The sequence below is a fragment of the Microbispora sp. CL1-1 genome (assembly GCF_012034195.1).
Lineage (GTDB): Bacteria > Actinomycetota > Actinomycetes > Streptosporangiales > Streptosporangiaceae > Microbispora.
In genome coordinates this window covers 256,843-283,283 of record NZ_JAATEK010000006.1, presented here as the reverse complement: position 1 = coordinate 283,283, position 26,441 = coordinate 256,843, and the positions used below count along the sequence as shown (strand labels likewise).

Genomic DNA, 26,441 nt, shown 5'->3' with positions numbered 1-26,441 from the left:
CGCTTCAGAGTTCCAGCACTTCCGAATCGAGTCATCGGCATGCCTGCCTCCACACCCCGCAACCCGTTCGCCGACCTGCTTCGCGCCCATGCCGTCCCGCTCACCCACCTCGACCCGGCGGCGCCGCTCGACGACCTGGAGCCGCTGCGCGACATCATCGGCGATGCGCGCGTCGTCGCGCTCGGCGAGAACTCGCACTTCATCACCGAGTTCTCGCTGCTGCGCCGGCGCATCCTGCGCTTCCTGGCCGAACGCTGCGGCTTCACCGTCCTGGCCTTCGAGTACGGCTTCAGCGAAGGCTTCCCCCTCGACGCCTGGGCCCAGGGCCAGGGGACGGACGACGACCTGGACGCCCGGCTCACCGCGGCCATTCCTGTGGGAGTCGCGGAGCCGCTGCGCTGGATACGCCGGCACAACGCCACCGCCGAGGTGCCGGTGCGCTTCGCCGGGATCGACGTCCCCGCGGCCGGCGGCTCGCTGCTGCCCGCCCTGACCCCCGTCGCCGACTACCTGCGGCGGATCGACCCCGAGACCCTCCCGCTGGTCCAGCAGGCCATCCGGATCGCCGAGTCGTTCGCCGGAGCGTCCGCCGCCTCGGCCGCGCCGGCCTGGACCCGCTTGGCCGCCGCCGAGCAGGACGCTCTCAGTGCGATCCTGATGCGCCTGCTCATCCGGTTCCGTGCCGTCGAGGTGCTGTACGTCTCCCGCGGCGACCGGCGAAGTTACGAGATCGCTCTGTGCCGGATCGAGGCCGCCTGCCACGCCGACTACGGCTTTCGTGCCATGGCCGGGCTGTACGCCGGCACCGGCCTGACCGCCGACACCTCGGCCCGCGACGTCTACATGGCCGGGTCGGTCCTGTGGCACCTGGAGCGCTTCGGCCCCGGCACCCGCATCGTGCTGGCGGCCCACAACGCCCACATTCAGAAGACGCCGGTCTCCTTCGACGGCCACCTCACCGGGCTCCCCATGGGACAGCACCTCCACCGCTGCCTGGCCGATGAATACGTCGCCCTCGCCCTGACCAGCATCACCGGGCACACCGCTGATATGCGTCCCGATGAGGACGCCCGCTTCGGATTCGCCATCGACAACACCAAGCTGGAGCCGCCCGAGCAGGGCAGCATCGAGGCCGCCTTCGCGGATGCCGGGCTCGGGCTGAGCATGGCCGATCTCCGCCGGGCGCGTGCGGAGGCCTCCGGCGGCGCGGGCCCCGACCGCATCCGGATCCAGAGCGCCTACCTGCACACCCCCGTCCTCGACGCGTTCGACGGCATCGTCAACACGCCGGTCTCCACCGTTGCCGGCGACATCGAGAACTGACGCCCCAGAGAGATCCGGGGCGATAAGACAGGTTCGTCGGGACCGCCGTCACCGGCCGCTTCTGTCCTCCTCGTGGGCGGATAGCCCCACCGCAGGGTTGTCCGTGCGGATACGATCGGCGGCCGTGGAGGACGTCGCCGAGGACGCCGAGGAATTCGTCTGCGCGCATACCAGGCTCGCGGCCGTGCCGTACGTGCCGGAGATACGGCTGCACCTGGTCACGCCCAGCAATGCGCCCAGCGGCGTGCCCACCGGCGGGGCGCCGGGCGTAGGGCCGGACGTGGACGGCGACGACCACGTGTACGAGTTGTGGGAGCGCGCCGGGCGGCTGCCCTTCTGGGCCTGCCCCTGGGCCGGAGGGCAGGCGCTGGCCCGCCACGTGCTCGACCACCCGGAGATCGTGCGGGGCCGCACCGTCCTCGACCTCGCCACCGGCTCGGGGCTGGTCGCGATCGCCGCGGCGCTGGCCGGAGCCGCCCTGGTCGTCGCCAACGACGTCGACCCGTACGCGCTGGCGGCCGTCGGCGTGAACGCCCGCGCCAACGGCGTCACGGTGCGGGTCGCCGCGGGCGACCTGCTCGACGGGACGCCGTCCCAGCAGGTCGTGCTGGCGGGGGACGTCTACTACGAGGAGCCGCTGGCCCGGCGGGTCACCCCGTTCCTGTCGAGGGCCGGCGGGGAGGTCCTCATCGGAGCGCCCGACCGCGCCTGCTCCTATCTCCCCGAGGGCGTGTTCGAGCAGGTCGGCGTGCATCAGGTGCCGGCCTTCCTGGAGGACACCCCCAGCAAACGGACAACCGTATATCGGCTTTCCACACACGCTGTGACCTAGCTCACAACAACGCGACAACTGCCGGTTACGTCACAGGGAAAGGGGATCTTCATCTGACACGAATCGGGGCGTAACAGTGTCATCTCTTCAGCGCAGGGTGGCCAGGAAAGCGGCGAGAGCGATCGTGCGGGCGCTGGAGGCCCGCGACCGGCGGCGGGCCCGGACGGCGCCGCCGCCCGACGGTCACGATATCCGCATCCTGCTGCTGCACGCCAACGGCATGGGCGGCACGATCCGCACGGTCTTCAACCTCGCCGGGCATCTGGCGCAGACCCACGACGTCGAGATCGTGAGCGTCGTACGGGAACGCGAGGAGCCTTTCTTCCCCGTTCCTCCCGGAGTGCGCATCCGCTATCTCGACGACCGGCTGCCCCGCCGCAAGGGCCTGCTGTCTCGGTTCCCGAGCAGGCTGGTGCCGAAGGACGAGGCGGCCTACCACTGGTTCACCCTGCGGACCGACCTCAAGCTGGTCCGCTACATCCGCTCCCGCCGCCGCGGCATCCTCATCGGCACGCGGCCCGGCCTGAACCTGATCGCCGCGCGCTTCGCGCCCCCGGAGATCATCACGGTCGCCCAGGAGCACGGGAACCTGTCCGCGCACCAACCGCAGGTGCGCAAGCGGATCACCCGTAGCTATGGCAGGCACGACGCGGTCGTCACCCTCACGCGGGCCGACCTGCGCGCCTACGAGCGGGCCTTCGAGAAGGCACGCGGGGACCGGCCCGCCGTGCTGGCGCGGGTGCCCAACGCGACGCCCCGCCTCGGCGGCGGCGTCTCCCCGCTCACCACGAAGACCGTCGTCACGGTCGGCCGCCTGACCTGGGGCAAGGGCTACGACCTGCTGATCCGTGCGTGGGCGCACGTGGCGGCCCGGCACCCGGACTGGACGCTGCGGATCTACGGCGGCGGCCCCCGGGGGGAGAAGCTCCAGGCGTCGATCGACAAGCGCGGGCTGTCCGAGCGGGTGTTCCTCGAAGGCCCGGCCGAGGACGTCGGCGCCGTGCTCGCGGACGCCTCGATGTTCGTCCTGAGCTCCCGCCACGAGGGCATGCCGATGGTCGTCCTCGAAGCGATGAGCAAGGGCGTCCCCGTCGTCAGCTACGACTGCCCGACCGGCCCCGGGGAGATGGTCACCCACGGCCACGACGGCCTTCTCGTGAAGGCCGGGAAGATCCACGCGATGGCCGACGCCATCTGCACCCTGATCGAGGACGAGGACCTACGCCGCCGGATGGGCGCCAACGCGCTGAAGACGGCCGCCCGCAACGACATCGACGTCATCGGCGCCCGCTGGGAGGACCTGCTGGCCGGCCTGGTGGCCCGGCGGCGTGGTCTCCCGCCCGGCGGCCCGCTCGCGTACGAGCCGGCCGGGGCGGGCGACCACGACATCGGGGAACGGCCCGGCTCTCCCGACGCCGCCGCGCTCCACGTCGCCCGTACGCCGGAGGCACCGGCGGCACCGGCGGCACGCCTCAGCCGGCGGGCGTGAACCACGGGCGGGCGGCCGCGTCGGCGACTACGGTCACAGGAAAATGCCGCCGGAGACCTCGACGCGCTGACCGGTGATCCAGCCGCTCCCGTCGGTGAGCAGGGCACTGATCGCGCCCCCGACGTCGGTGGGCTCCCCCACCCGTCCCAGCGCGGTCTGCGACGCGAGCATGGCGCGGAACCCCTCGTCATCGCGCATGATCCCGCCCGCGAAGTCGGTGGCGACCGGGCCGGGGGCGACGGTGTTGACCGCGATGCCGCGCGGCCCGAGCTCCTTGGCGAGGTATCGCGTCAGCACCTCCACCGCGCCCTTCACCGACCCGTACGCCGCCTGCCCCACGCTCGCGAACCTGGTCAGCCCGGTCGAGAGGTTGACAATCCGGCCGCCGTCCGCGATGAGGGGCAGCAGCCTCTGCGTGAGGAAGAAGACGCCCTTGAAGTGCACGTCGACCAGGGAGTCGAAGTCGCTTTCTGTCGTGTCGGCGAACGCCGCGGTGACCGAGATGCCGGCGTTGTTGACGAGGTGGTCGAAGTCGTCCCGGTGCCACCGCTCGCGCAGGGTGCGGCGCAACTCGGCCGTGAAGTCGTCGAATCCCGCCACCACCGCGGTGTCCAGCGGCAATGCCGCCACGGTGCGCCCGAGCCGGGTCACGGACTCGACCACCTCCTCGGCCTGGTCCTTGCCCGACCGATAGGTGACGACGACGTCGACTCCACGCTCGGCGAGGGCGAGCGCCGTGGCCCGCCCGAGGCCCCGGTTGCCGCCGGTGATGAGGGCGATTCGCTGAGAGGTCATGATGAAAGCTCCTGGTCATCGGGGAGACGGCCTCCTGGCGGGGCCGCCACGCCCAGTTCACCGGGTGGCGCGCCGGGCTGCCACGGCCCACATGTCCATGGCTCACGCGGCCATGACTCACGCAGCCGGGACTCACGCAGCCGGGACTCACGCAGCCGGGACTCACGCAGCCGGGACTCACGCAGCCACGGCCCGCACAACCACGGCCCGTACAGCCGTGGCCTCCTTATCCGGGGATCGGCAGGCCGTGGATACGCGGTGACCGGCGCGCGAGGATGAGCGGGGACGGGAGAAGGCGAGGAGGCAGAGGGTGGACCGCGAGGGACTGGCGGACTTCCTGCGCAAGCGCAGGGAGGCCCTGCAACCCGAGGACGTCGGGATGGTCCGCGGGCCGCGCCGGCGCACCAGCGGTCTCCGCCGCGAGGAGGTGGCCGCCCTCTGCGGCATGTCCAGCGACTACTACAGCCGTCTGGAACGCCTGAAGGGACCGCAGCCGTCGGAGCAGATGCTCGCCGCGATCGCCCGCGGGCTGCGCCTGACCCTCGACGAGCGCGACCACCTCTTCCGGCTCGCCGGGCACAGCGCCCCCCAACGGGCGCTGCGGGGCGACCACGTGAACCCGGGGATCATGCGCGTCCTCGACCGGCTCTGCGACACACCCGCCATGGTGACGACCGCACTCGGCGAGACGCTCCGGCAGACCCCGGCCGCCGTCGCCCTGTTCGGCGACCAGACCGTCTTCAGCGGCATGGCGCGCAGCCTGTTCTACCGGTGGTTCACCGACCCCGACGAACGGCGTCTCTACCTGGAGGACGACCATCCCCTGTACGGACGGGTGTTCACCTCCCTGCTGCGGGAGGCCGCCACGCGTGAGGGACCCCGCTCCCGGGCCGCCGCCCTCGCCCGCGATCTCCTCGGCCGCAGCACCGAGTTCGCCGCGCTCTGGGACAGGCACGAGGTCGGTCTCGGGCACCCGGACACCAAGCGCCTCGTGCACTGCGAGCTCGGCGTGCTGGAACTGCAGTGCCAGACGCTGCTCGATCCCGACCAGTCGCAGGCGCTACTCGTCTACACGGCCACGCCGGGCACCGAAAGCTACGACAAGCTGCGCCTGCTCGCCGTCATCGGCAGTCAGACGCTGGGCAACGGTGACTGGCGATAGTCGCGACCAGCCCCGGCCCCTCGCACCCTGCCGCTCATGGCACCCTGCCGCTCACGCCCGCCGCGCCCGATCGGGACCGTCACACAGCCGGCTGATCGGCGTCCGCGCCGGAACGCGCTTCGATGCGGGCGGCCACCTGCCTGCTCCACGCGTGGATGGCGGCGGCCTGCTCGGGCGTGAGCGTCTCGAAGAAGTAGCGGCGGATGTTGTCCGCGTGCCCCGGGATGGCGTTCTCCACGGCGCTGCGGCCCTTGGCGGTCAGCCCGACCCCGATCCGGCGGCCGGACCGGTCCTCGGTCCTGTCGACCAGTTCACGGTTCTCCATCCGCGTCAGCTGATGCGCCACCCGGCTTTTCTCCCAGGCGAGCGACTCGGCGAGCTCGGTCACGCGCATCCGGCCCCCGGCCGTCCGGTGAAGCGTCACGAGCACGCTGAACTCGGCCTTGGAGATGCCGTGGTCGCGCTGCAGGCCACGGTCCAGCTCACGGGCCAGGAGACGCTGCGCCTGCATCCAGCTGTCCCAGAGCTCCCACTGCTCGGGTTCCAGCGTCCGGGGCTTCTCCATGAGCCCACCATAACGACCCGGAGTTGACGCGACAACTCACTCCGGGCTTAAAGTTGTCACGTCAACTCTGGGCGTGTCCCGTACGGCCCCTCGTCCTGAGCGCCGCGCGTGCCGCCCGACAACGGCAATGCGATGAGAAGCGAGGATGAATCACACCGTGGTGGTCGTCGGGGGAGGGTACGGCGGGTCGATGGTCGCCAAGGAGCTGGACTCCGAGGCCGACGTCACACTCATCGACCCACGGGAGGCCTTCGTCAACGCGGCCGCGTCGCTGCGGGCGCTGACCCGCCCTGACTGGGCGCACAACGCGTTCTTCCCGTTCGCGACGCTGCTCCAGCGGGGACGAGTGATCCGCGACCGGGCCGTCTCGGTCGACCCGAAGGGCGTTACGCTCGCTTCGGGCGAGCGGGTCGAGGCCGATTATCTGGTTCTGGCCACCGGCTCCGGCTACACATATCCGGCCAAACCACGCCACGCGTCGACGAGCATCGCCGAGCAGCTGGACGATCTGCGCGAGACCCACAGGGAGCTGGCCGGCGCCGGGCGCGTGCTGATCCTCGGCGCCGGCCCGGTCGGCCTGGAGCTCGCCGGGGAGATCAAGGACGTCTGGCCGGACAAGCACGTGCTCGTCCTCGACAGGGCCGATCAGCTGCTCCCCGGCTTCCTTCCCGAGGTGCGCGATGAGCTACGCCGCCGGCTCGACGAGCTCGGCATCGACGTGCGGCTGAACACCGGTCTCACCGCGTTGCCGACGGTCGAGGCCGGTCGGGCCGGCCGTTTCACCGTCACCACGGACAAGGGCGAACAGCTCGTGGCGGACATCTGGTTTCGCGCCTTCGGGGTCGAGGTCAACACCGGCTATCTCGCCGACGGATGCCTCTCGCCGCTGACCGAGCAGAAGACGATCCCGGTCACCGAGCGGCTGAACGTCCAGGGTTACGACCACGTCTACGCGATCGGCGACATCGTCGCCCTCCCCGACCCCAAGATGGCCTCCTATGCGATGACCCATGCCGGCGTCGTGGTGCGGAACCTCAAGGCGCAGCTCGCCGGCGACCGGCCGGACGCGGTGCACACCCCGACGTCCGAGCGGAGGATCCTGCTTCCGCTCGGAACGCGCGGGGGCGTCGGCCAGCTCCCCACACCGGACGGTGTCGCCGCGGCCACGGCCGAGACGGTCTTCGAACGCAAGGGCGCCGACCTGTTCACCGCGCGGTTCGCCGCCCGGTTCGGCCGCGCCTGAACGGATCCGCCGGTCGCCGCGTCAGTCCCTCGGAGGCCGGTCGGCCCACTGCTCCAGACGACGGGCGAGCGCCCGGACCTCCTCACGCAGCTCGGGCGGGCCGACCACGGTGAACGGCACGCCGAGGCCGGCCAGCACCTGCGCCATGCCGTCCAGCCGCTCGGCCCGGCCGGTCATCCGTACGCCGCCATCGACCGGAGCCAGGGCGGCCACCGCCGGCGGGATCCGCCGCCGGGCCTCCTCCATCGTCGTGGCCAGCACCACCTCGACCTCGTACCGGTAGGGCACGGCGGCCAGCGACTCCATGACGTGGGCGACCGCGTCGAACTCCCCCGGTGCGGGAAACTCTTCCCCCGTCGTCTCCGCCCGGCCGATCCGGTCGAGCCGGAACGTCCGCACCTCGCCCCTGCGGTGGTCGTGGCCGGTCAGATACCAGCGGCCGGAGTGGAACACCAGCCCGTACGGATCGACCGTCCGCTCGCTGTCCTGTCCCCGGAAGGACCGGTAGGCCAGCCGTACGCGGAGACGACGGCGGGCGGCGTCGGCCAGCGTCAGCAGGGTGGCGCCGCTCGGCCGGGAGGTCGCGGCGGCGCGGGCGGTCAGGCCGACCATCTCCTCGACGGCGCCGACGCGATCGCGCAGGGCGTCGGGCAGCACCCGCTGGATCTTCGCGAGCGCGCTCTCGGCCGCCCCCTCGCCCACCGTGAGGCCCGCGCGGCGGCCGGCGAGCAGCCCGAGCACCACGGCGGCGGCCTCGTCGCCGGTCAGCATGAGCGGCGGCAGCCGATATCCCGGCCTGAGCCGGTAGCCGCCGTAGCGTCCCCGCTCGGCCTCCACCGGAATGCCGAGGTCCTCAAGCCTGCGCACGTAGCGGCGCACGCTCCGCACGTCCACCTCCAGGCGCTCGGCCAGCTCGGGACCGGTGAGCCCCGGCCTGGCCTGCAGCAGCTCCAGGAAGGCGAGGATGCGATTGGTGGACATATCAGGACCGATTCTGCCCTGATTCGGCCCTAGCGTCGACGCATGACGACATACGTACTCGTTCCCGGTTTCTGGCTCGGCGCGTGGGCGTGGCGGGACGTGACCGCCGCGCTTCGCGGCATGGGGCACGAGGCCCACCCGCTGACCCTCACCGGCCTCGCCGACCGCGCCCATCTCGCCTCCCCCGCCCTGGATCTGGAGACCCACATCCGCGACATCCTCGGCCTCGCCGAGGCCGAGGACCTGCGCGATGTGGTCCTGGTCGGCCACAGCGGCAGCGCCGCCGCGGTCACCGGGGCCGCCGCCCGCGCCGCCGGCCGCGTGAGCCGGGTCGTGTACGTCGAGAGCGGCCCGGTGCCGGACGGCATGGCCCAGATCGACCTGACCGGGCGGGAGTTCGTCGAGAAGCGCGTCGAGGACGCCTGGCGCTACCCCATGCCTTCCTGGGATGAACTGCAGGAGTCGGGCGCGAGCCTGGAGGGGCTGGGCGAGCACGAGCGCTCGTTGATGGCCGCCCGGGCCACCGCACAGCCGCTCGGCACGATCACGCAGCCCCTCACGCTGAGTGACGAGGCCGCCGCGTTCGCCGCACTGCCGAAGACGCTGGTGAGCTGCTCGTTCCCGCTCACCCAGGTCAAGGAGCTGATCGCGGCCGGACATCCGGCGTTCGCGCCGCTGGGCGGGCCCGAGTGGGAGCTGCATGAGCTGCCCACCGGTCACTGGCCGATGCTCTCCCGCCCCGGCGACCTGGCTGCACTTCTCGCCAAACCGGCGTAACCGACCCGGCGCCTTTACATTGTAGATTTCCTGGGCAGGACATTTGTCCTGCCCAGGGTCGTATCGATCTCTCTACCTGGGCCGACGGCGCCTGCCTACCGTCGTTTCCATGACCACGAACACCGCCGACGCCGTGTCACTGACCTCGGCGACCAAGCGCTTCGGCCCCGTACGGGCCGTGGACGAGCTCACGCTCGCCATCCCCCGCGGCCAGACGGTGGCACTCCTCGGCCCCAACGGCGCGGGCAAGTCGACCACCATCGCGCTGCTGCTCGGGCTGCTGCCGCCCGACTCCGGGCGGGCCTCGCTGTTCGGCCTCGACCCCGAGCAGGCCGTGAGGCAGGGCCTGGCGGGCGCGATGCCGCAGGAGGGCGGCCTGGTCCCCCGGGTCACGGTCCGCGAGCTGCTGACCTTCGTGTCCGGGACCTATCCCGCTCCCCTCCCCCTCGACCGGGTGCTCACGCTCGCCCGGATCGACGACCTGCGCGACCGCCGGGTGGACCGGTTGTCGGGCGGGCAGGCGCAGCGCGTGCGGTTCGCGATGGCGGTGTGCGGCGACCCCGACCTGATCGTCCTCGACGAGCCCACCGCCGCGCTCGACGTGGAGGCCCGGCGCGAGTTCTGGGACGGCATGCGCGGGCTGGCCAGCCAGGGCAAGACCATCCTGTTCAGCACCCACTATCTCGATGAGGCCGACGAGCATGCCGACCGCGTCGTCGTGCTCGGCCACGGCCGGGTGATCGCCGACGGCACCAGCGCGGAGATCAAGCGGGCGGCGGCGCTGACCACCGTGAGCGTGGCCGCCGACGGCGAGTCCGCCTGGCTCGCGACCCTGCCGGGCGTGCGCCACATGGAGATCAGGGGCGGCCGGGTCCACCTGCGCACCGGCGACTCCGACGCCACCGTCATGGCCCTCGCCCGCGCGGACGCCATCCGCGATCTGGAAGTCGCCCCGGCCGACCTGGAGGACGCTTTCGTGGCCCTCACGACCAAGGAGAACGTGTGATGTGGGGATACGTACGGCTCGAACTGACCAGGGCCCTCCGCGACGGCGGCTATGTGATCTTCGGGATCGTGATGCCGGTCGTCATGTACCTCGTCTTCACCAACCTCGGCCTGGCCCCCGGCGACAAGCACGACGCCGCGCTCTACACGATGGTCAGCATGGCGGCGTACGGCGCGCTCGGCGGCGCGTTCAACAACGGCAGCGGCATCGCCGAGGACCGCGCGGCGGGGTGGCTGCGCCAGTTGCGGCTCACCCCGCTGACCCCGGCCGAAGTCGTGGCGGGGAAGGTCGTCACCGGCGCGGTCGCCGTCGTGCCCAGCATCGCAGCCGTGCTGCTGGCCGGCGTGCTGGTCAACCACGTCTCGCTCCCACCGCAGCGGTGGCTGGTGATCATCGCGCTCCTGTGGGCGGGCACCGTGCCGTTCTCCCTGCTCGGTCTCGGCAACGGCTATCGCCTGTCGGGCCAGTCCGCGGCGATGGCCAACATCGCGACCATGCTGACGCTGTCGATCCTCGGCGGCCTGTGGGTGCCGGTCGAGAAGTTCCCGTCCTGGCTGGCGGCAATCGCCGAGTGGACCCCGTCGAACAGCTACGCGGGCCTGTCGTGGCGGATCGCGTTCGGCGACGTCCCCACCCTCCGTCAGGTCGTGCTCCTGTCGGCCTGGCTGCTGGTCTTCGGCGTCTACGCGGTGTACGGCTACCGTCGTGCCGGTCGCCGGGCCTGACCGCTAGTGTGACGATTCCGATGACGACAGAACGCGGCACCTGGCTCGATCCGCTGCGCGAGGGCGAGCGCGGCCCCGACGCCAAGGGCATGTACATGTGGGTGGCCGTGACGGCGGCGCCCGTGTGGGACATCGCGCACGGCCGATCCCATCCCCTCTGGCTGGCCTGGCCGGCCGCGCTGGCCGCCGCCGGGCTGTACGTGGCCACCACGCACTTCGCGTTCACGGACCGGCGGCGCGCCCTGCCGGCGCTCGGGCTGCTCGCGGTGGTGGTCCTCGCGTCTATGATCGGGTTCGCGGGCAACTGGCTCTACCTGGTCATGATGCTGGCCGTCGCCACCGGAACCGCCGTTCGCGGCAGGATCCTGCCGGTGATACTGATCGCCGAGTGCGTCGCCGCCCTGGTCGTGGCCGTGCGGGCCGACGCGAGCCTCACCGGCGTGCTCTCCATGATCTGGGGCACGTTCACCGCGGGCCTGATCCCGGCGATCATCATCCGGCTGTGGGAGGCCATCCACGAGCTCAAGGCCACCCGCGAGGAGCTGGCCCGGACCGCGGTGACCGAGGAGCGGCTGCGCTTCTCCCGCGACCTGCACGACCTGCTCGGGCACACCCTCTCGATCATGGTCGTCAAGGCCGAGGCCGTACGCCGGCTGACCCGGGTGGACGCCGATGCGGCGGCCGAGCAGGCGTCCGACATCGAACAGATCGGGCGGCAGGCGCTGACCGAGGTGCGGGCCGCCGTCACCGGCTATCGGGGCAGGGGACTGACCGCCGAGCTCGACTCCGCCCGCGCCGCCCTCGCGGACGCCGGAATCAAGGTGACCGTCCGCACCTCCTCCGTACGGCCCGGCCCCGAGGCCGACGCCCTGCTCGGCTGGGCCGTGCGCGAGGGCGTGACCAACGTCGTACGGCACAGCCACGCGTCGGCCTGCGAGATCGGCCTGCGCGACGACGACGGGCTCCTGGTGCTGGAGATCCGCGACGACGGCCCGCCGCAGCAGGCCCACGGGCACGGCAACGGGCTGATCGGCCTGCGTGAGCGCGTGAGGGCCGCCTCCGGCACCGTGGAGACCACGGCGCCGCCGGACGGAGGCTTCCTGCTCCGGGTGGCCGTGCCGTACGCGAGGGAGGACGGTCAGTGATCCGGGTGCTGCTGGCCGAGGACCAGGGCATGATGCGCGGCGCGCTGGCCCTGCTCCTCAACCTGGAGCAGGACATCGAGGTCGTCGCCCAGGTCGGCCACGGCGACGAGGTGGTGGACACCGCCCTGCGGACCCGGCCCGACGTGGCCCTGCTCGACATCGAGATGCCGGGCCGCGGCGGGCTGGAGAACGCCGCCGACCTGCACGAGCGCCTGCCCGGCTGCGCCGTGCTCATCCTCACGACGTTCGGGCGGCCCGGCTACCTGCGCCGGGCGATGGAAGCCGGGGCGCGCGGGTTCCTGGTCAAGGACGGCCCGGTGGAGGATCTCGCCGACGCCGTCCGCCGCGTGCTGCGCGGCGAACGGGTCATCGACCCCGCGCTCGCGGCGGCGGCGCTGAGCACCGGCCCGAGCCCGCTGACCGACCGGGAGCGGGACGTGCTGGCCGCGGCGGCCGACGGCTCGACGATCTCCGACATCGCGGCCCGCCTGCACCTGTCGGAGAGCACGGTGCGCAACTACCTGTCGTCGGCCATCGGCAAGACCGGCACCAGGAACCGGATCGAGGCCGCCCGCCTGGCCCGCCACAACGGCTGGCTGTAGCGGCTCACTGCACGTCGAACTCGTTGCCCTCGGGGTCGGCCATGGTCACGTGGTGGCTGCCGGGCTCCTGGACGACGCGCAGCACGGTCGCGCCGAGCGCCTTGAGCCGGTCGACCTCGGCGTCCCTGCGCTCGGGGCCCGCGTGCAGGTCGATGTGCAGGCGGTTCTTGCCTGCCTTCGGCTCGGGGACCGCCTGGAAGAGGATCCGGCGGCCGAGGCCGGTGCCGGTGTCCTGATCGACCGGGTCGTCCGGGTGCCGTACGGCCCGCAGCGTGCGGAAGGCCGTGTGGTCGGGGGTCACCGCTTCCTCCCCCACGACGCCGCCGGCCAGAAGCCGGCCGACGATGGCGCTGTTGTCCTCCACCTCGTAGCCCAGGGCCTGCGCCCAGAACGCGGCCTGTGCGTGCGGGTCGGCACAGTCGACGACGAGCTTCCATTCGAGAGTCATGTAACCCTTTATAGTGGTTACATGACTCTGACGCTACATCCGCGCAGCGGGGGCTCCTTCCGGTTCGATCCGGGCGCCCTCTGCCTGGAGTTCCTGGTGAGCGGCGGCGTGGGGGTCTACGCCCACTACGAGACGCTGCACGAGCCGGCCGACCTGGCCCGGTGGGCCGCCGTGTCCCGGCTCGGCCTGGCGGAGGTGGACACGACGGCCGGCGAGCTCACCCGCGCGAAGACCCTGCGCGCCGCCCTGTGGGGGCTGGCCGGCGACCACATCCACGGGCGTACGCCCCGGCAGGCGGACGTGGACGCGGTCAACCTCGCGGCGTCCGCGCCGCCGCTGACGCCCGTGATGACGGCGGACGGGCGGCGGTCCTGGGCCACCCCCGCGACCGGCGGCCAGGTGGTCGCGACCGTCGCGAGGGACGCGATCGAGCTGTTCACCGGCCCGCTGGCCGACCGCGTACGGGAGTGCGCGGGCGACAACTGCGCCCTCGTCTTCGTCGACACCTCACGCCCGGGCAGCAGGCGCTGGTGCTCCATGGAGCGGTGCGGCAATCGCCACAAGGTCCGCGCGCACCGCTCCCGCGAAAGGTAGAACCCCGCGGCGTACGGGGATCCGACCGGGCCTCAGGCGGCGACCGGTGAGAAGTACGAGACCAGGCGTCGCGCCGCACCCGACCACGGACCGGCGAGGAGCGCCACGAGCACCTGGGCGGCTCCGGCGGCGACGAGAGTCGGGCCCGCGCCGGCCACGCCGATGACCGCGCCACCGGCGAGCAGGCCGACCGAGACCGCCCCGTCGTGCACGAGGCTCTCCGCCGCGAAGGCCGCTCGCCGCTCCGCCCCGTCGGTGCGGGTGCTGATGAGCCGGTTCAGCGCGCCGATGCCGAGCGGCATGGAAAAGCCCCCGATCGCGGCCACGCATCCGAGGACGACGAGGGACGACGCCGCCGCCGGCATGACGGCGAACGTCACGCCGAGAACGGCCCAGCCCACTGCCATGGTCGCCAGTGCCGGCATCCGCGGGACGAGCGCCGGCGCCAGGAGGGCACCGGCGAGCGAGCCCAGGCCATATCCGGTCATGCCGGCCGAAATGAGCAGTCCGGGCCGCCCGGTCTCGGCTCCGAGGATCGCGAGGCCGAGCGTGAAGGCGAACCACACGAGCCCGCCGACTCCCGACATGGTCACCGCACGCCGGATGTCCCCGTGCCGCGCCAGCACCTGACGCAGGGCCGGGGCGCCGGACCCATCGGCCGGGCCGCCGGATGCGGCAGGGCCGACATGCACGACAGGCGTCGCGGTGCCGCGCACGGTGCACAGGAGGGCGGCTCCCACGCCGACGCCGGCGGCCTCGGCCCACAGCAGGGGCGACGGCCCGCCGACGGTCACGGCCCACCCCGCCGCCGGTGGCGCCAGGATCATCGTGACGCGGTGCATGAAATCCTGCCAGGCCAGCATCTTCGTCGTGATGGTGGCACCGAGGGGATCGCAGATGTCCGAGAGCAGGGCACGTTGCCCCGGCCCGCTCAGCGCGGTGGCGCACCCGGTGATGACACCGGCGGCGGCGAGGTGGACCGCGCCGACCGTGCCGGCTGCCGCGCCCAGCGGAACGACGAGGAGCCCGGCCACCTGCACGACGAGCACGCAGGCGAGGGCTCTGCCCGTGGTCAGCCGCTGCCGGATTCCTCTGGCCCACCAGGGCGAGGTGAGCATGGGCAGCCCGACCGCTCCGCCGACCAGCCCGGTGGACCAGGTGGATCCGGTTTCGGCGAGCGCGACGAGCGGAAGCGCCACGGCCGTCGTGCGCTGCCCCATCCAGGTCACGAACGTGGTTGTCAGCATGGCGACGATGTCGCGTCCGGTGTTCACGCCGTCATCCTCCGGGCGAGCGGAATCCCCCGGTAGGCGACGAATCGCCATCAGAACTCATAACATCCGGATATGAGCTCATTCCCCTCGGTCGAGGACCTCCGGCTCGTCGAGGCCATCGCCCGGCACGGCTCGGTCGGGGCCGCCGGAAGAGAGCTGCTGATCAGCCAGCCGGCCGCGAGCAAGCGCCTCGCCGCGCTCGAACGGCGGGTCGGCGAGCGGCTCTTCGACCGGGACACGACGGGGGCGCGGCCGACGCCGGCCGGTCGTGCGCTGTGCGCCGAGGCGGCTCACGTGCTCGATCATCTGGGCCGGATCTTCGACCGGGCGCGGGCGGCGGCGCGGGCGAAAACCTTCCGCGTCGGCACCTTCGGCAGCCTCGCCCCGTTGCTCTTCCCCGCGCTCGACGAGCTGATGGACGGCGCGACGGTCGACCAGGTGACCGACCACGGCGACCGGCTCGTGGAGTGGGTGGGCGAGGGGTCGCTGGACGCCGCGTTCGTCGCCGTAGCCGACCAGATGCGCCTGCCCGCCACCGTCAGCGCCACACCCGTCGCCACCGATCGGCTGGCCGTCCTGACGCCGGAGGGCGCGCCCGCGAGAGACGGCCGGCGGCCGTTCGCCGGTCTCGACGTCGTCGCCTACACCTACGACATGTCCGCCGACACGCTGCACCAGCGGCTGTCCGGCCTCGGCGCGAGGCCCCGGGCGGCGGCCACCGCGGAGACCGCCGTACGGCTCGCGCGGCTGCTGAGATGCCCGGCCGTCCTGCCCCGCGGGCTCGGGCTCGCCTATGCCCAGGAGGGAGATCGCATATCGGCCGCGCCCCTGCCCGGCCGCCTCACGCTCTTCATGGTGACCCGCCGCCCGGCTCCGCACGAGCTGACGGCGATGGCCGGGCCGCTTCCCGGGCGCCTCGGCCTGCGGCGCCCGGCGGCGAGACGGCCCGGCTGAACGGCCACGCACCCCGGTCCGCGCGCACCGAAGACCGTTGACGGCCTCGCTCCGCGTCTGCTTCGACGGTGCGGACGACCACCTGGGGTGGGCACCCGGACGTCGGCGGTGCGAAACTTCGCACTATGACGGAGAACGAGCCTCGGTCGCTGATTCCCAGCATGCGGCTGGACGATCTGCTGGCGGAGTTGCAGTCACGTCTGGAGGCCGTGCTGGCCACCCGTGACCGGGTGCACGCGCTGCTGGAGGCGGTCGTCTCTATCGGCAGCGACCTCGATCTGGAGGTCGTGCTGCGGCGCATCGTGGAGACCGCCACGACGCTGGTCGACGCGACGTACGGCGCGATGGGCGTGATCGGGGAGGAGAACACGCTCGTCCAGTTCGTGCCCGTAGGGCTGAGCGAGGAGGAGATCGCCAGGATCGAGCACTGGCCGCACGGGCTGGGCCTGCTCGGCCTGCTGATCAAGGAGCCGCAGACGCTGAGGCTGGCCGACATCTCCCGCCATCCCGAGTCGTACGGATTCCCGCCCGGTCACCCGCCCATGGGCAGCTTCCTGGGCGTGCCGGTGCGGGTGCGCGACGAGGTGTTCGGCAACCTCTACCTCACGGAGAAGCGCGGCGGCGGGAACTTCGACGAGGACGACGAGGCGATCGTGGTCGCCCTGGCCACCGCCGCCGGCGTGGCGATCGAGAACGCCCGACTGTACGAGGAGAGCCGCCGCCGGGAGACCTGGTTGCGGGCGTCCTCCGACATCACCACGCGGCTGCTGTCGGGGGCCGAGCCGCGGGAGGTCCTCACCCTGATCGCCCGGCGCGCCCGCGAGATGGCCGACGCCGACGCCGTGGCGATCCTGCTGCCCGACCGCGACCGCGAGGTGCTGCGCGTCGCGTTGCAGGATGTGGCGCCGGCCGAGGACGGGCCGATCGGGGACGGACCGGCGGTCCGGCTCGTCGAGGACGAGGTCGCGGTCGAGGGCTCGCTGTCGGGCCGGGTGTTCCTGAGCGGTGAGCCGCTGGCGCTGGACGATTTCGACCACGGTCGGCTGCATCTGATCTGGGCCGGCGATCTGGACCCCGGGCCGGTGGCGGCCGTGCCGCTGGGCGCGCCCGGGGCCGTACGCGGGGTGCTGGCCCTGGTCAAACGATCGGGACGGATGCCGTTCAGCCAGTCGGAGCTGCGCACCCTGCACGCCTTCGCCGGGCAGGCGGCCGTCGCGCTGGAGCTGGCCGAGACCCGCCGCGACGCCGAGCGGCTCGGCCTGCTGGAAGACCGCGACCGCATCGCCAAGGACCTGCACGACGTGGTCATCCAGCGGCTGTTCGCCGTCGCCATGACGCTGATGAGCGCGGTGCGCCTGGTCGAACGGCCGGAGGCCTCCTCCCGGCTGCAGAGCGCGATCGACGAGCTGGACACCACGATCCGGCAGATCCGCTCGACGATCTTCGCCCTGCAGACCCCGCACGAGGACGCCTCGCCCAGCCTGCGCGCCCAGGTCGTCGACCTGGTCGAGGGCGCCCGGGGGCATCTGGGCTTCATGCCCGGCCTGACCCTGGAGGGCCGGCTCGACAACGACGTGCCCGCCGAGGTCGCCGAGCACCTGCTCGCCGTCCTGCGCGAGGCGCTCTCGAACGTCGTCCGCCATGCCAGGGCCACCCGCGCCGACGTCGCCGTCCACGCGGCGGACGGGCGGCTGACCCTGGTGGTGGAGGACAACGGCGTCGGCATCCCGGCCGAGGGCCGCCGCAGCGGCCTGCGCAACCTCGCCGACCGGGCCGAACGCCTCGGCGGCGCCCTCGCCCTCGCCTCCCCGGACGGCGGCGGCGCCCGCCTGGAGTGGACCGTCCCGCTGGGCTGAGCACCGTCATGTCCAGCGGGACCGGCCCCGCGAGCACTCCTATAGCCGGCTCAGCACCTGCATGGCGTCCTTCTCCAGCCGCGACAGGTCGCGGAGGATGGCCCCGGCCTGCCGGAGGCACCCCGCGTCGCCGCGCTCCCCCGCCTTCGCGATCAGTTCGGACACCTGCGTCCAGAGGACGGCGGCCTCACCGTACATCCGGTGACCGGCGCGGAGACCGTGGTGGCCGATCAGTTCGGTGCACTCGCCGAGGAAGTCGCGATAGAGGGCGCGGAACAGCGCGCCGCCGGTGCCGCCCTTCTCCATGAGGAGGGCGGCCTGCGGCAGGTCCCGCCCGGGGTCCCCGGCACGCTCCAGCCAGCCGGGCGCCTTAGCGCCTGCCTTCTCGATGCCGCGCCAGCCGAGGTTCGCGATGGGAGCGGCGAGGAAGGCGTCGGCGCACGCTCTGACGGCGGGGACGATCCGGTCCTGCCACGCGAGCGGACGGGGCGGCACCGTGATGGTGAAGGAACGGTTCCTCGCGGTCATCGGGCCGCGTTCGGCACGGGCCCGGGCGAGGGAGGCCCGGCTGGTGCGCACCGCTCCTCCCTGCTGCTCGGTGTCCACGAGGTGGACGTCGTGCTCGTCGTAGGCGTACATCGCGACGACATGACCGCCGAAGTGCACTGCGGAGCGGAAATAGTCCAGGTGGTAGGAGTCGAGCTGGAGCCCGACCGGCCGGCCGGCGTCGATCGGGGCGGCCACGTTCTGCCACGCCTTGCGCGGCGAGGTGGTCTCCTCGGTCGTCAGCGTCAGCCCCAGCCGGTCGGCCAGGTTCCTGGTGAGCTCGAACGGCCTGACGCGGCCTCCGAGGAAGGGGAACGGCATGCCCTTGGCGTCCCAGTAGACGAACGACAGGCCCGAGCCCAGCCCGAACAGCATGGGCTCGGACAGGTCGAGCCCCTCGTGCCGCAGAAGCACCCCCAGCGCCGTCGTCTCGCAGTGGTGCGTCCCACGGGCCTCCACGCCCTCCACTATGGCCATGCTCGCTCTCCTCGTCCTGACGGCGGCGCACGCTCGCCCCGGCCCCGGTCCCTGACCGGCAGCATCGGGCCTCCCACAGTGGGAGAGTCCACTCGGGAGGCCCTCCGGCCACGCGACCTCGCTTACCTCCGCTGCCCGGCCAGGGCGCGGTTGACGGCGGCGAGCACGGCGCGGGTGTACGCCGTCGCGGCGTCGGCGTCCTCGCCCGCTCCCCAGACGGGAGTGCCGCCGACACGGCACCGGGCGTAGGCGACGGCGCCGCCCTCCGCCGGATGCCCGCCCTGCCAGAGCACCTCCACCGCGACCCCGGCCGCCGTCAGCGCGGCGGCGAGGGCCGCCGCCGGATCGGCGCCGGTCCCCCGGCTCTCGCGCCCGTCGTGCCGCACCAGGCAGTGGAAGCCGTCGCCACCGGCGGTCAGCGACGCCGGCGTGACCGGCCCGTCCTCCGCCATGTACGCCTCCCGGAACAACCGGAGCAGTTCCTTCGGCGTGGCCTCCCGCCCGCTGCGGTCCGTCGCGTCCTGGACGACGCGGGAGAACTCGGCGCGCAGCGCCTTCGGCAGGTCGAGCCCGTGGTGGACCTGGAGGAGGTGGGCGATGCCGCCCTTGCCCGACTGGCTGTTGACCCGGATGACCGCCTCGTACGTGCGGCCGACGTCGGCCGGATCGATCGGCAGGTAGGGCACCGACCAGGGCGCCTCTCCCGCCGGCACGCCCCGCTCGGCCGCCGCGCGCTCGTGGTGGGCGAGGCCCTTGCTGATGGCGTCCTGGTGGGTGCCGGAGAAGGCCGTGTAGACCAGATCTCCCCCGTACGGATGCCGCACGTGGACCGGCAGGCGGTTGCACTCCTCAACGGTCCGCCGGATGACGTCGATGTCGGAGAAGTCCACCATCGGGTCGACGCCCTGCGCGTACAGGTTGAGCGCGAGCGTGACGAGGTCGACGTTCCCGGTGCGCTCGCCGTTGCCGAACAGGCAGCCCTCGACGCGCTGCGCCCCGGCCAGCATGGCGAGCTCCGCACAGGCCACCCCGGTGCCCCGGTCGTTGTGCGGGTGGACCGAGAGGATGACCGCGTCACGCCGTTCGAGGTGCCGGTGCATGTACTCGATCTGGTCGGCGTACAGGTTCGGCGTGGCGATCTCGACGGTGGCGGGCAGGTTGTGGATCACCGGCCGGTCGGGCGAGGCGTCCCACAACCGGGTGAGGCCGTTGCAGACCTCCAGCACGAAGTCGGGCTCGGTGCAGTTGAAGACCTCCGGGGAGAACTCGAACCGCACCGCCGTCCCCGGCATTGCGTCGGCGAGCCGCGCGACGTGCTCGGCGGCCTCCCGGATCAGCGCGTGCAGCCCGGCCCGGTCCTGTCCCAGCACGACGTCGCGCCAGACCGGCGCGGTCGCGGTGTAGAGGTGCACCACCGCCCGGGGCATGCCCTGGATGGAGGCGAAGGTCTGCTCGATGAGGTCGCGGCGGGCCGCCGTGAACACCACAGGGGTCACGTCGTCCGGCACCACGCCGCTCGTGGCCAGGTGACGGACGAAGTCGAAGTCGGTCCGGCTCGACGACGGATAGCCGACCTCGATCTCCTTGAACCCCATCGCGACGAGGAGGTCGAACATGCGGCGCTTGCGCGGGGTGTCCATCGGCTCGGCCAGCGCCTGGTTGCCGTCGCGCAGGTCGACGGGCACCCACAGCGGGGCCCGCTCGATCCTGCGCCCCGGCCAGGTGCGGCGGATCTCGGGTATCCCGACCCGCTCGTGCGCGGGCCGGTAGCGGTGGTGGGGCATCGCGCCGCCCCGCTGGGGATTCCAGGCGGGAGCGTCGGCGGGCACCGGGCCGGCCGGGGTGCCAATCGTGGGAAAAGCGGTGGAGACGGTGAAGACGGCGGTCACGATGATGATCCTTCGGTCGGAGGGCGACCGGCGGCACGGCACCCCGCGGCGGGGCGCCGGTCATCGGATCAAACCCCGCCGCGGCGACCGAGAAGGAGGCCGAACGGCGTCATGGGCGGTAGAGTAACCACACGACAACTCCTCAGACAACCTGAGAGGTGAAACGCGATGGCGCTCGGCGCGCTCCAGCGCAGCCCCCTCGTCGACCAGGCCGTCGAGAGCCTGCGCGACCAGATCGCGCAGGGCATCTGGCCGGTCGGCACCCGGCTTCCCGGCGAGACGACCCTGGCCAAGACCCTGGGCGTGGGCCGTTCCACGGTCCGCGAGGCCCTGCGCGCGCTGGCCGGTGCCGGACTGGTCCAGGCGCGGCAGGGCGCCGGAGTCTTCGTCATCGCCACCAGCCCCGCCGAGGACTGGACGGCCCGCCTGCGCCGTGCCGCCGTGGCCGACGTCTACGAGGTGCGCATGCTGGTCGAGGTGCAGGCCGCCCGGCTGGCGGCGCGGCGCCGTACGCCGGACGACGTGACGGCGATGCACGCGGCGCTGGAGGCCCGGCGGGCCGCCGCCCGGGACACCGACGCCGCCTTCGTCGACGCCGACATCGCCCTGCACGCGGCCGTCGTCGCCGCCGCGCACAACCCGGTGCTGACCGACCTGTTCGCCGAGTTCGTCCCGCGGCTGCGCGAGGGCCTGGTCGCCCTGGTGGACCTGCTCGACCTGCGGGCGGGCGACCCGAACCCTGGAGACGACTCCCATGCGGCGTTCGTCGGCGCGGTCGAGCGCGGCGACGCCGACGCCGCGGGCCGGGCGCTGCAGGAGGAGCTGGAGCGGACCCTCGGCCGCCTCCGCCGCGCGGGCTGAGGAACCGGCCCGGCGCGCCACCAGGGCAGGGTGCCGGATCAGGGCTCCACGTCGGCGAAGAACCTGGCGTCAAAGGTGATCTTGGCGAGCGCCTTCTGCCCGTCGGCGTTGGGGTGGAAGTAGTCCCACGCGCTCACCTGCTTCAGCGTGAAGGGGTAGGCGAAGACCGCGCCCCCGTCGTGGCGGCAGGCCGGGCCGTAGCTCTCGCACGCCTGCCTGAGCTGCTCGTTGTAGTCCATCACCCGCTCGCGCACCCGGTCGCGCCTGGCCTCGTCCTTCTTGGCCGTGGACTTCGGGTCGGCCAGCATCGACTGGCAGATGCGGCCGATCCCCCAGAACAGGCGCGCCCACGCGTTGTCCTTGCCGACCCGCCACAGGCGTTTGACGTCCGGGATGCTCGCGACGTAGACCCGCGCTCCCGTGGGCCGCAGCACGTCGAAGGCGGCGTCGATGTTGCGCCGGAAGGCGGCCACGGGGGTCATCTCCTTCTCGGAGCCCACGCAGGCGTCCTGCGCGCCGATCAGCACGGTGACGTAGCCCGCCCCGGCGTCGACGGCCTTCCGCGCCTGCCCGGCCAGGTCGGCGCTGGTCGCCCCCGGGGAGGCGAAGTTCCGGTTGTGCCCCTTGATCGCGCTGCTCATGGCGAGCAGGCGCAGATAGTGGCTGTTCACCGATGGCGAGTCGCCCGCGGACCACGAGCGGGACGTGCAGGCGACGTACCAGCCGCAGGCGTTGAACCCCGCGCTGATCGAGTCGCCCAGCGCCGCCATCACGGCGGGCGTCGTACGGGCGTTAGCGGCGGTCGGCACGAGCAGGACGGCCGTGGCCAGGACCGGCGTGATCTTCTTGATCATGGGCACCTCCGGGAGATCAAAGGTAGGGATCGCGTGGAGGTGCGCTCTATCGCCACCAGGGAAGTCGAGCCTTCCATGACCAAGTTCCTATCGCGGCTTGACACAGCGGACCCGGCATCGCAAGGGGGGGCTCTTGTCGAACACGTTCAGATCGTGCGTAGAGTGAGTCGGGTGAGTGTCGCTCTTATCCGGCCCCTCGTGGTTCGCACGGTCGCGGTGAGCGACCCTGACGATCTGCTGGCGCGTCTGCCAGACGCCGCGCCGTACGCCTGGATCAGACACGGCGAGGGGCTCGTGGGCTGGGGAGAGGCGGCGCGGGCCGCGGTTCCGCCCGGCCCTGGCCGGTTCGACTGGGCCCGCGGCTGGCTCTCCTCGCTGTTCGCCGGGGCGCTCATCGAGGATGAGGTCGGCGTGCCGGGCTCGGGACCGGTCGCCTTCGGCTCCTTCACCTTCGACGGCGACGCCCCGGGGACCGTGCTGGTCGTCCCCCGCGTGGTGCTCGCCCGCCGCGGCGGCCAGGCCTGGCTCACCACGATCGGCGGCAGCGCCTTCGACCTGGCCACCCCGCCGCAGGAGCCCGGCCGCATCCGCTACTCCGACGGGTCGCTGACGGCGCCCGAGTGGGAGCACCGGGTCGCGCAGGCCGTACGGCGGATCAAGGCGGACGGCATGCTCGACAAGGTCGTGCTCGCCCGCGACCTGACGGCCGTCGCCGAGCGGGACATCGACCCCCGCGTGCTGCTGAGCCGGCTGGCCGAGCGCTACCCCGAGTGCTACACGTTCTCGGTGGACGGGCTGGTCGGCGCGACGCCGGAGCTGCTGGTGCGCCACACCGGCCAGGAGGTGGAGTCGCTGGTGCTCGCGGGCACCACGGCGCGGGGCGGCGGCCCCGCCGAGGACGCCGCCCGCGGCGCCGCGCTGTTCGCCTCGCAGAAGGACCGCCACGAGCACGCCTGCGCGGTCGCCTCGGTGAGGGAGGCGCTCGCCCCCCTGTGCTCTGCCCTCGACGTCCCCGACGAGCCCGAGCTCCTGGTGCTGCCCAACGTGCAGCATCTGGCCAGCCGGGTCACCGGCCGGCTGTCCGACGGCGCGTCGGTGCTCGACGTGGTGGCGGCCATGCACCCCACGGCCGCCGTCGGCGGGACGCCCACCGGCGCCGCGCTCGGCGTCATCCGCGAACTGGAGGGCATGGACCGCGCGGGCTATGCCGGGCCGGTCGGCTGGATCGACTCCCGTGGCGACGGCGAGTGGGGCATCGCGCTGCGCTGCGCGTACGTCTCGGGCAGGCGGGCCCGGCTGTTCGCCGGCTGCGGCATCATGGCCGGGTCCGACCCCGCCGCCGAGCTCGCCGAGGCGCAGGCCAAGCTCCGCGTGATGCGGTACGCCCTGGAGGGGTGAGCGCCGACGGCGGGCTCCCGCTGGTCGCCCATATCGGTGGGATATGTGCCCGTTTGTACGGTTTGGGGTGCGGGTAGGGCCTCGCACTGATGCACCGTTCGAGGAGGCGGCCCCGATGGTGGAAACGGGTTACTCGACTATCAACGCCACGGTCGACAAGACCAATCGCCTGCTGAAGGAGATCGAGCAGGCCTACGGGTGGTCGCAGGAGAGGCGGCACCAGTCCTGGGCCGCCTTGCGCGCGGTCCTGCACGCGTTGCGCGACCGGCTGCCCGTCGAGGAGGCCGCCCAGCTCGGCGCTCAACTGCCGATGCTGGTCCGCGGCATGTACTACACGGGATGGGATCCCAGCAGGGTTCCCGTGAAGATGCACAAGGAGGAGTTCCACGCGCGGGTGCGCCGGGAGTTCCCCTTCGAGATCGAGGGCGGGGTCGAATCACTGATCAGGACGGTGCTCAATGCCCTGCGGCTCTACATCGCCGAGGGAGAGTGGGAGGACGTCAAGTCGAGCATCCCCGGCGATCTGGCCGACGAGTTTCCGTGAGACACCGCTTTCCGTGACACACCGCGGCCTGTGCGCGGACGGCATGCACGGAGGGGACGGGCACCGCGATCGCGTCAACGGGCGAGATGAACGGTGCCGCCGCGGACGGTGTCGGCCCGCCCGGCGGTGAGCGACGCGATCCACTCCTCGAAGGCGGGCAGCCGGTCTTCGGCCACCGCCACCTCGAAGGCGACCTTCGACCCGTAGTCCACGCCCCGCAGCGCGTACGGCGAGGCGCGCAGGTCGCTTTCCAGCCTCCCGGCCTGGGCGTGGCCGACCGACACGGTCACGACCGCCGCGGGGACCATCTCGACCACCTCAGCCCGGTCGAGGGTCTCCCCCACCGCGCCGCCGTACGCCCGTGCGAGGCCGCCCGCGCCCAGCAGCACCCCGCCGAAGTAGCGGGTCACGACGGCGACCACGTCGGCGAAGCCGCGCCGGGTGAGCATCTCCAGCATCGGCGTGCCGGCCGTGCCGCCGGGCTCCCCGTCGTCGTCCGCCCTGCGCACACGCTCGCCGACGACGTACGCCGTGCAGTTGTGGGTCGCGTCGGCGTATCGCCGCCTGCGCTCGGCGACGAACGCCCGCGCGGCCTCCTCCGTTGCGGCGGGCGCGAGCGCGCAGATGAAACGCGAACGGCGGACTTCGATCTCGTGTTCGACGGGGTGCTTGATCGTCTGGTACGGCGCTGCCACAAGGTCAGCTTATTCAGCGGGCCGCCTTTACAAAGTAATGTAGGGCCTTTGTGGCGCCGGACGAACCCCCCAGCGCCGATCCGTTCAATGCCGTCCTGTTCAGTGCCAGTCGCTGATCTGCACGTCCCGCGGCGACGGCGCGCCCTCGCCGGTCTCCACCAGGGACTTCAGGCTCATCAGGTAGGTGGCCCACTTCGCGCCGCAGTGGTGCATGAACTCCACGGGCTCCCGCCGGCCCTGGTGCTTGAACAGCACGATCGTGTAGTCGCCGTCCTGGCGGAAATCCCAGTCGATCGTCGTCCCGGGCCATTCCTCGGGCCCGTCGACCACCCGCCACGCCACCCGCTCGGACGGACGCAGGTCGACCACCTCCATGTCGAAGCCGCCGGGCGGGAACCGGAACTCCAGCACGCCGCCGACCTCGCCGCTCCCCTTCGTGTCGTCGGTCCACCAGCCGGCGAGGCCGTCGACGGTCGTCAGCGCGTCGTACACCTTCTCCGGCGCCGGGACCTTGACCCCGATCCTGTGCAGGATGTCCGCCATCTTCGGCTCCTCGTCTCGTCAGTCCTGCCGGGTGCGCTGGATCGCCTCGGCGATCCGCTTGATCCGCCGCAGCCTGGCGTCCCACGCCGCCCCTACGGACGACAGCTGGGCGACCGCGCGGGCGAGCTGGGCGTCGTCCACCCGATAGCGCTTCTCCCGGCCCGCCGGCGTCCCCCGCACCAGGCCCGCCCGGTCGAGGACGCCGAGGTGCTTTGCCACCGCCTGGCGGGTGACCGGAAGCCGCTGGGCCAGCGAGGTCGCGGTGCCGTCGCCCTCGGCGAGCAGCAGGTCGAGCATCCGCCGCCGGGTCGGGTCTCCGATCGCCGACCAGAGGTCGTCGTCGACGTCCTCGGCCGCCGGCGCGCTCACGGCCGCACCCGCAGCGTCGCGATGTACGGCGCCAGCCGGGACAGGTGGAAGTCCCACCCGGCGACGTGATCCCGGTACTGCTGTTCGAGGACAGCGGCCTCCCAGCCCATCTCGCGGAAGCCGGACTCGGTCATCTTCAGCAGCGTCCCGGCCCCCGAGGGGGTCAGGTCGAAGGTGACCAGCAGCGAGTTGCCCTCGGCCGCCGTCTCGCCGGCCGGGTGCGTCCAGCGGAACGAGAACGTGCGCGGGGGCCGCACGTCGAGGACGGTGAACGACACCACCGCCCCGCCGGCGCCGGGGTCGCCGAAGACGAGCTCCCCCGCCGCCCCGGGGATCTCCTCGAACCTGGCGTCGTCCGGCCACCACTCCTTGAGGTGGCCGGGACTGCTCACCACCTCGAAGACGATCTCCGGTGACGCCTCGATGTGGATCTCACGCTCGATGGTGCCGAACTCCATGCCAGCCTCCTGCAACCTTTGGTTGCACATGAGGCT

General features: G+C 72.5%; 28 protein-coding genes. 16 read left to right on the top strand and 12 right to left on the bottom strand.

Annotated elements, in window-relative coordinates:
• Positions 1-39 precede the first annotated feature (39 nt).
• The 3 genes from HCK04_RS10765 (at position 40) to HCK04_RS10755 (ending at position 3,644) form a co-directional block, all read left to right on the top strand.
• Positions 40-1,323 (top strand): erythromycin esterase family protein, encoded by a 1,284-nt coding sequence (locus HCK04_RS10765; protein ID WP_142647015.1) that lies wholly within the window; start codon positions 40-42, stop codon positions 1,321-1,323.
• A 124-nt stretch (positions 1,324-1,447) separates the two neighbouring features.
• Complete coding sequence (locus tag HCK04_RS10760; RefSeq protein ID WP_142647014.1) at positions 1,448-2,155, top strand: 50S ribosomal protein L11 methyltransferase; 708 nt, start codon at positions 1,448-1,450, stop codon at positions 2,153-2,155.
• Positions 2,156-2,231: 76 nt separating this feature from the next.
• The gene (locus tag HCK04_RS10755; protein WP_142647013.1) at positions 2,232-3,644 is read left to right on the top strand and encodes a glycosyltransferase family 4 protein; all 1,413 of its coding nucleotides are present in this window, start codon (positions 2,232-2,234) and stop codon (positions 3,642-3,644) included.
• 33 nt (positions 3,645-3,677) lie between these two features.
• Here the strand turns inward: HCK04_RS10755 and HCK04_RS10750 are convergent, their stop codons facing one another.
• The gene (locus HCK04_RS10750; RefSeq protein WP_142647012.1) at positions 3,678-4,439 is read right to left on the bottom strand and encodes an SDR family oxidoreductase; all 762 of its coding nucleotides are present in this window, start codon (positions 4,437-4,439) and stop codon (positions 3,678-3,680) included.
• Between the two features lie 310 nt (positions 4,440-4,749).
• On the opposite strand from HCK04_RS10750, the gene HCK04_RS10745 reads away from it, so the two are divergent.
• The gene (locus HCK04_RS10745) at positions 4,750-5,601 is read left to right on the top strand and encodes a helix-turn-helix transcriptional regulator (protein ID WP_142647011.1); all 852 of its coding nucleotides are present in this window, start codon (positions 4,750-4,752) and stop codon (positions 5,599-5,601) included.
• Positions 5,602-5,680: 79 nt separating this feature from the next.
• Here HCK04_RS10745 and HCK04_RS10740 read toward each other — a convergent pair whose 3' ends face one another.
• The gene (locus HCK04_RS10740) at positions 5,681-6,166 is read right to left on the bottom strand and encodes a MarR family winged helix-turn-helix transcriptional regulator (RefSeq protein ID WP_142647010.1); all 486 of its coding nucleotides are present in this window, start codon (positions 6,164-6,166) and stop codon (positions 5,681-5,683) included.
• A 145-nt stretch (positions 6,167-6,311) separates the two neighbouring features.
• Between HCK04_RS10740 and HCK04_RS10735 the strand changes: the two genes are divergently transcribed.
• Positions 6,312-7,409, top strand: a complete 1,098-nt coding sequence (locus tag HCK04_RS10735; RefSeq protein WP_142647009.1) for an FAD-dependent oxidoreductase — start codon at positions 6,312-6,314, stop codon at positions 7,407-7,409.
• Positions 7,410-7,430: 21 nt separating this feature from the next.
• Here the strand turns inward: HCK04_RS10735 and HCK04_RS10730 are convergent, their stop codons facing one another.
• Positions 7,431-8,390, bottom strand: coding sequence for a YafY family protein (locus HCK04_RS10730; protein ID WP_142647008.1), 960 nt, complete (start codon positions 8,388-8,390; stop codon positions 7,431-7,433).
• Positions 8,391-8,432: 42 nt separating this feature from the next.
• Here HCK04_RS10730 and HCK04_RS10725 point away from each other — a divergent pair, with 42 nt between their 5' ends.
• The 5 genes from HCK04_RS10725 (at position 8,433) to HCK04_RS10705 (ending at position 12,645) form a co-directional block, all read left to right on the top strand.
• Positions 8,433-9,167, top strand: a complete 735-nt coding sequence (locus HCK04_RS10725; protein ID WP_142647007.1) for an alpha/beta hydrolase — start codon at positions 8,433-8,435, stop codon at positions 9,165-9,167.
• A gap of 109 nt (positions 9,168-9,276) precedes the next feature.
• Positions 9,277-10,173, top strand: a complete 897-nt coding sequence (locus tag HCK04_RS10720) for an ABC transporter ATP-binding protein (protein ID WP_142647006.1) — start codon at positions 9,277-9,279, stop codon at positions 10,171-10,173.
• On the top strand, positions 10,173-10,898 hold the full coding sequence (locus HCK04_RS10715; RefSeq protein WP_142647054.1) for an ABC transporter permease: 726 nt from the start codon (positions 10,173-10,175) through the stop codon (positions 10,896-10,898). Before HCK04_RS10720 ends, HCK04_RS10715 begins: the two co-directional genes overlap by 1 nt.
• A 20-nt stretch (positions 10,899-10,918) precedes the next feature.
• A complete protein-coding gene (locus HCK04_RS10710; RefSeq protein WP_142647005.1) occupies positions 10,919-12,043 on the top strand; it encodes a sensor histidine kinase in 1,125 nt (374 codons plus the stop codon).
• Positions 12,040-12,645 (top strand): response regulator transcription factor, encoded by a 606-nt coding sequence (locus HCK04_RS10705; RefSeq protein ID WP_142647004.1) that lies wholly within the window; start codon positions 12,040-12,042, stop codon positions 12,643-12,645. Before HCK04_RS10710 ends, HCK04_RS10705 begins: the two co-directional genes overlap by 4 nt.
• 4 nt (positions 12,646-12,649) lie before the next feature.
• On the opposite strand, the gene HCK04_RS10700 is transcribed toward HCK04_RS10705, so the two are convergent.
• On the bottom strand, positions 12,650-13,093 hold the full coding sequence (locus HCK04_RS10700; protein WP_142647003.1) for a VOC family protein: 444 nt from the start codon (positions 13,091-13,093) through the stop codon (positions 12,650-12,652).
• 21 nt (positions 13,094-13,114) lie between these two features.
• Between HCK04_RS10700 and HCK04_RS10695 the strand changes: the two genes are divergently transcribed.
• Positions 13,115-13,687: an ABATE domain-containing protein gene (locus HCK04_RS10695; RefSeq protein ID WP_142647002.1), complete on the top strand. Its 573-nt coding sequence runs from the start codon at positions 13,115-13,117 to the stop codon at positions 13,685-13,687.
• 32 nt (positions 13,688-13,719) lie between these two features.
• Here HCK04_RS10695 and HCK04_RS10690 read toward each other — a convergent pair whose 3' ends face one another.
• Positions 13,720-14,961, bottom strand: coding sequence for a hypothetical protein (locus HCK04_RS10690; RefSeq protein WP_205830066.1), 1,242 nt, complete (start codon positions 14,959-14,961; stop codon positions 13,720-13,722).
• A 72-nt stretch (positions 14,962-15,033) separates the two neighbouring features.
• Between HCK04_RS10690 and HCK04_RS10685 the strand changes: the two genes are divergently transcribed.
• Both HCK04_RS10685 and HCK04_RS10680 read left to right on the top strand, forming a co-directional pair.
• On the top strand, positions 15,034-15,915 hold the full coding sequence (locus HCK04_RS10685; protein WP_142647001.1) for a LysR family transcriptional regulator: 882 nt from the start codon (positions 15,034-15,036) through the stop codon (positions 15,913-15,915).
• A 125-nt stretch (positions 15,916-16,040) separates the two neighbouring features.
• A complete protein-coding gene (locus tag HCK04_RS10680; RefSeq protein WP_142647000.1) occupies positions 16,041-17,771 on the top strand; it encodes a GAF domain-containing protein in 1,731 nt (576 codons plus the stop codon).
• Positions 17,772-17,810: 39 nt separating this feature from the next.
• Here HCK04_RS10680 and HCK04_RS10675 read toward each other — a convergent pair whose 3' ends face one another.
• A complete protein-coding gene (locus HCK04_RS10675) occupies positions 17,811-18,794 on the bottom strand; it encodes a BtrH N-terminal domain-containing protein (protein WP_142646999.1) in 984 nt (327 codons plus the stop codon).
• Positions 18,795-18,916: 122 nt separating this feature from the next.
• Positions 18,917-20,683 carry a 2-isopropylmalate synthase gene (locus tag HCK04_RS10670; protein ID WP_312845726.1) on the bottom strand — a complete coding sequence of 589 codons (1,767 nt, stop codon included), beginning with the start codon at positions 20,681-20,683 and terminating at the stop codon, positions 18,917-18,919.
• A gap of 168 nt (positions 20,684-20,851) precedes the next feature.
• On the opposite strand from HCK04_RS10670, the gene HCK04_RS10665 reads away from it, so the two are divergent.
• Positions 20,852-21,544, top strand: a complete 693-nt coding sequence (locus tag HCK04_RS10665; RefSeq protein WP_142646998.1) for an FCD domain-containing protein — start codon at positions 20,852-20,854, stop codon at positions 21,542-21,544.
• Positions 21,545-21,582: 38 nt separating this feature from the next.
• Here HCK04_RS10665 and HCK04_RS10660 read toward each other — a convergent pair whose 3' ends face one another.
• Positions 21,583-22,398, bottom strand: a complete 816-nt coding sequence (locus HCK04_RS10660) for a GDSL-type esterase/lipase family protein (protein ID WP_142646997.1) — start codon at positions 22,396-22,398, stop codon at positions 21,583-21,585.
• Positions 22,399-22,569: 171 nt separating this feature from the next.
• Here HCK04_RS10660 and HCK04_RS10655 point away from each other — a divergent pair, with 171 nt between their 5' ends.
• Positions 22,570-23,796 carry an isochorismate synthase gene (locus tag HCK04_RS10655; protein ID WP_142646996.1) on the top strand — a complete coding sequence of 409 codons (1,227 nt, stop codon included), beginning with the start codon at positions 22,570-22,572 and terminating at the stop codon, positions 23,794-23,796.
• 115 nt (positions 23,797-23,911) lie between these two features.
• The gene (locus HCK04_RS10650) at positions 23,912-24,340 is read left to right on the top strand and encodes a DUF2267 domain-containing protein (protein WP_142646995.1); all 429 of its coding nucleotides are present in this window, start codon (positions 23,912-23,914) and stop codon (positions 24,338-24,340) included.
• 74 nt (positions 24,341-24,414) lie between these two features.
• Here the strand turns inward: HCK04_RS10650 and HCK04_RS10645 are convergent, their stop codons facing one another.
• From HCK04_RS10645 to HCK04_RS10630, 4 genes are all read right to left on the bottom strand, one after another.
• Entirely contained in the window at positions 24,415-25,035 is a 621-nt protein-coding gene (locus tag HCK04_RS10645; protein WP_142646994.1) for a YigZ family protein, read from the bottom strand.
• Between the two features lie 99 nt (positions 25,036-25,134).
• Entirely contained in the window at positions 25,135-25,578 is a 444-nt protein-coding gene (locus HCK04_RS10640) for an SRPBCC domain-containing protein (RefSeq protein WP_142646993.1), read from the bottom strand.
• Between the two features lie 18 nt (positions 25,579-25,596).
• Positions 25,597-25,947 carry a metalloregulator ArsR/SmtB family transcription factor gene (locus HCK04_RS43495; protein WP_142646992.1) on the bottom strand — a complete coding sequence of 117 codons (351 nt, stop codon included), beginning with the start codon at positions 25,945-25,947 and terminating at the stop codon, positions 25,597-25,599.
• The gene (locus HCK04_RS10630; RefSeq protein ID WP_142646991.1) at positions 25,944-26,405 is read right to left on the bottom strand and encodes an SRPBCC family protein; all 462 of its coding nucleotides are present in this window, start codon (positions 26,403-26,405) and stop codon (positions 25,944-25,946) included. Before HCK04_RS10630 ends, HCK04_RS43495 begins: the two co-directional genes overlap by 4 nt.
• Between the last annotated feature and the right edge of the window lie 36 nt (positions 26,406-26,441).